We start from the raw sequence: 2,923 nt of genomic DNA, 5'->3' as shown, positions 1-2,923 counted from the left end.
GCTAACACATGGGCTGCGTCACTTCGTTCCTAATTTTAGCCCATGTGTTATCGCCCCTTAGTGGGGTGTTATACACCACCCACTTTTTAGTAAAAGTCAGGCCGAAGTTCAGTACTTTTTTACAACGGCTTTGGGGGTTCGTTTTGGTTTTCGGTCAGCATCTAAGGAAGCTTGAAAACACCTCTTTTCAACTCAACCAGCTCTCTTCTTTGGCAGCAAGTAAAAGCTAAAAACGTTGGTTGTTTTATTCAGTACTTTTACCCTATTTTCTTCAACATGCTGGCAGTTAAGAAACGGTTTGTGTATAACAAAAAAATTAAGTCGCCTGCTGGCGCAGGCTGGGACGCATACACGTGGGCTGCTTCGCATTTTAGCCCACGCGCCTGCGCCCCTTATTTAAAAGTTAGAGCAACCAGAAACGGAGTTTAGATGCGAACCAAAGCTTTTCACGCATTCGAGTCAAAAATTCATTACTTTGACGATGACATTGAATTCATCGACGTAATGAGATTAGGAATAGTTGCAGATGAATTAACAGATGATGATTCTGATTATGTATTAAAGAACGTAGACCCTGACAAACATCGCCATCTAAGCAGGCGCCAAAACTCTGAAGGCAGTAGAAAGCTCATAATGACACACCTTCGTACCACGGTCTACTCTGCATATATTAAAGATGTCTACGAAGAAGTAACCGATTATCTAAGAACAATATTAGAGCAAGCCGCTGAGAAGGGATTTGAGGCAGGACGATTAATCGGAGAGCACAACTTCAAAATAGATGCAAAGGATGTGTTATCTGCTGGCAATTGGGAGTATGTCACCAAAAAAATCGCTGATTCAGTTTTTCAGGCTTTGGAGTCTGAAAGAAGCACTTTAAAGCTATTAGAAAAGGTTGCAAACAAACTTGGTTTAGAGGTTGAAAAACAGTTAATCGAAAACGCTCTTCCTTACTTAGAGGTAAGGCATCTTCTCGTTCATGCTGATGGTAAAGCATCAGATGAATATAAGAATAAATATCCGAATATTCGTTTAAGAGGAGATAAGGTTTTTATCAACTATGTATTCTTAACGAGAATGCGAGCAGCTATTAAAGCTATGATGGAAGCTTTTGATCGTGAAGTAATCGCCAAGGATATTGTCGATGCTCAGCACACCCAAGCGTAAATGCTCTAACAAGCGCATGTTGTCGGACTGCTTTTCCGCTGCGCTCCAAAACAGCCGCAAATGCGGGCGTTATATTTTTGGAGTAATGCTTAAATGAAATGGATTTTTTTAGTTCTGCTTTTTCCTTTTCACGCTTATTCATCTACGTGCATTAGCACTGAAGGTAATTCCTTTGTCTGGAATCAAAAGTATGCTGACAAGATTTCAATAAACACTGAGTTTTTTGATGGGAGCTACACTGTTGCAATAGAGGCTCCTACTGAATTAGGGGGCTACGCTTTTAATGGTATATCTTTATCCGTTGATAACATCGAAGATCCGACTTTTTATACAATGCTATTTACTGGTGAAGTAGATGAAGCACATAGGGCATGGTATTCCGTGAGAGCTGAAATGGTTAGGAAGCATTTCATAACAATCAGTTTTGGGTTTCACGGTTGTAAAGGTATTGCAGTTACTAAGCCGGTAGTTTTCAACTAAAAATATAACAAACGCATCAACACTCGCTTTGCTCGCTAGGGACAAAAACACGTAGGCTCCCTTCGCTTCGCTCGGTATTATAGCCTACGTATTTTTGCCCGTTATGCGGGTGTTATAAGCCAAAAGGAATTTGAATTTGCTCTTCGATTGGTTCAACTCTGAAAAGCCAAATGTATACCTAGGTTCATTGGCTGTGGTTAATGACAGCAACATATCTAAAATAGAGTCGTTCTTTTCTATAAGTGGAAATTCACTACAAGATCATATGCGCAAAAAACTTGAAGAGATTTTTTGCCTCCACAGTATTTCTACCATTAAGGAACCGAAGAAATCTGACATTGGCTTGGATGTCGTTATAGTCACACTGCATGGTGGCGAAGCTTTTACCGTTAATCTTGGAACGTCTGGTATACCTATATTTTGGCGTCCAAAAATTAAATTAGTTTCGCGTCTATACAACATTAGTCACGGCAAGACCGTTAAAACATTCAGTGTGTCTAAATCTGTGACATGGCGTGAATTCTTTGCAAAGCAATTTAGTCTCAGAGGGCTATTCCGCTGGGGCCCTCTTTACCATAATGAGGACATGGAAATCTTGCTTTATCAGGCATGTCTTGAGTTAATAGATAAAATGCGTAAGGCTATTTAAACAGTGGTTTATAACAAACCACTCAAGGCTCTCGCTTCGCTCGCTGGGACGCTAACACATGGGCTGCGTCACTTCGTTCCTAATTTTAGCCCATGTGTCATCGCCCCTTAGTGGGGTGTTATACCTTCTTATGAATTATTTGTATTTATTGGTTTTAATTCTTGGTTTAAGCGCATGCTCCTATGGTGAAGTAGAAGCCCCGTCCTTAAATTTTGATTACGTAAGAGAGCCAATTAAATTCGTCGAGTATGTTGATGGAAACTGGGATAAAGTTTGCTTTCTCGGCCCTTACTCTAATAATAAAGCTGCAAGTGAGTTGCTCGGCTTTGAATGGCCATTAGAATCATTAACGTCAGTGTGGATTAATGACGGAGTAACCTTATTAGTATTCGTTGAAAATGAATCAGTGCTATCTTACTACGAGGTTTCTAGAGCACCATATGATTTCAACGTTTTTTCAAATTCTTGTGTTAGCCGTGCTTTAAGCTCATTTATAAAAAGCGGTTCCAAGGTTGTACAAACACAGGTATAACAAACAAATTAAGTCGCCTGCTGGCGCAGGCTGGGACGCAAACACATGGGCGGCTTCGCCATTATCGCCCACGTGTCTGCGCCCCTTATTTGGAA

Annotated in this window: 3 protein-coding genes; all 3 read left to right on the top strand. The window is 40.6% G+C overall.

The window, feature by feature from the left end; translation table 11 throughout:
• Positions 1 to 429 precede the first annotated feature (429 nt).
• The 3 genes from EYR97_RS21730 to EYR97_RS21720 all read left to right on the top strand — a co-directional run bounded on the left by EYR97_RS21730 (position 430) and on the right by EYR97_RS21720 (position 2,296).
• A complete protein-coding gene (locus EYR97_RS21730; RefSeq protein ID WP_131095850.1) occupies positions 430 to 1,167 on the top strand; it encodes a hypothetical protein in 738 nt (245 codons plus the stop codon).
• 93 nt (positions 1,168 to 1,260) lie between these two features.
• Positions 1,261 to 1,647, top strand: a complete 387-nt coding sequence (locus EYR97_RS21725; RefSeq protein ID WP_131095849.1) for a hypothetical protein — start codon at positions 1,261 to 1,263, stop codon at positions 1,645 to 1,647.
• A gap of 136 nt (positions 1,648 to 1,783) precedes the next feature.
• Complete coding sequence (locus tag EYR97_RS21720) at positions 1,784 to 2,296, top strand: hypothetical protein (RefSeq protein WP_131095848.1); 513 nt, start codon at positions 1,784 to 1,786, stop codon at positions 2,294 to 2,296.
• The last annotated feature ends 627 nt before the right edge of the window (positions 2,297 to 2,923 follow it).

This window comes from Alteromonas sp. KUL42, from assembly GCF_006538325.1.
Lineage (GTDB): Bacteria > Pseudomonadota > Gammaproteobacteria > Enterobacterales > Alteromonadaceae > Alteromonas.
The sequence above is the reverse complement of the archived record's forward strand: the minus strand, read 5'-3'. Positions and strand labels throughout refer to the sequence as shown.

Excerpts from the sequence above, each read along its gene's own strand:
- EYR97_RS21730 (WP_131095850.1), top strand. The coding sequence starts at position 430 with ATGCGAACCAAAGCTTTTCACGCATTCGAGTCAAAAATTCATTACTTT.
- EYR97_RS21725 (WP_131095849.1), top strand. The coding sequence starts at position 1,261 with ATGAAATGGATTTTTTTAGTTCTGCTTTTTCCTTTTCACGCTTATTCA.